The organism is Pseudomonas sp. AGC41 (assembly GCF_057334555.1).
This window is the reverse complement of sequence record NZ_JBHFJB010000050.1, coordinates 27,325-28,192: the sequence shown is the minus strand read 5'-3', so window position 1 is coordinate 28,192 and position 868 is coordinate 27,325. Positions and strand designations below refer to the sequence as shown.

The following is an 868-nucleotide window of genomic DNA, read 5'->3' as shown; positions in this document are numbered from 1 at the left end:
ATCTTCGGGCCGCTGCGCGCTGGAGCGCCAGCCCGGCCCAGCGGGAGCAAGCTCCCTCGCCACGGAGGTTTATGCGAGCCTGGCATTCTCATAACGGTCGACGCACCGCCCTCACCTTCCCGCTGCCACCGCCGCCGCAAAAAAACCGGTCCGCGCCATCCGATTCCAGCCCCGACACACCGGTCCCGGGCGGCATGGTCACGCTTTCCAGCACTTGTGCCGTTTGCGGGTCGATACGCCGCAGGTCGCTCTCATCGTTTTCCCAGGTGCCATGCCAAAGCTCGCCATCGACCCAGGTCACGCCCGTGACGAAGCGGTTGGATTCGATCGTGCGCAGGATCTTCCCGTCGGCCGGGTCGATCTGGAGGATTTTGCGCGCCTTGTACTGGCCGACCCAGAGTGAACCTTCGGCCCACGCCAATCCTGAATCGTCACCGCTGTTGGGCGCCGGAATCGTCGCCAGTATCTGGCCGGTGCGTGGATCGATCTTGCGGATGCTGTCGCCAGCGATCTGGAACAGATGCTTACCGTCGAAGGCCGTCCCAGCGTTCGCCGGGACGTCGAGCGAGTGCACCGTCTGGCCACTGGCCGGATCGAATGCATGGAGCTTTTCGCCTGAAGCGAACCAGACGCGCTCGCCGTCGTGACTCACGCCGTGGACGCAATCGACGCCCGGAAAAGGTCCGTATTCATGGAGGATCTGTGCTTCTGACCGTTTCATTTCACTTGCCTCATCAGTGGGGTGTGATTGCATCCTAACCATCCACTGGCAACGCGGTGAGTAACAATACCGTCGCGAATCCAGGCATCGGTGGCGCCGTCCAGCGCCGGGCCCTGGCGCGACCGAACGCCTGCGCCTTGCCGCAGG

1 protein-coding gene is annotated in these 868 nt (G+C 63.8%); it reads right to left on the bottom strand.

Features of this window, described 5'->3' with window-relative positions:
• Positions 1 to 88 precede the first annotated feature (88 nt).
• Positions 89 to 721: a Vgb family protein gene (locus ACE04F_RS10290; protein ID WP_486106398.1), complete on the bottom strand. Its 633-nt coding sequence runs from the start codon at positions 719 to 721 to the stop codon at positions 89 to 91.
• Between the last annotated feature and the right edge of the window lie 147 nt (positions 722 to 868).

What these genes read in the sequence shown, in the direction of transcription:
- ACE04F_RS10290 (WP_486106398.1), bottom strand. Translation starts at nt 721, where the DNA reads ATGAAACGGTCAGAAGCACAGATCCTCCATGAATACGGACCTTTTCCG.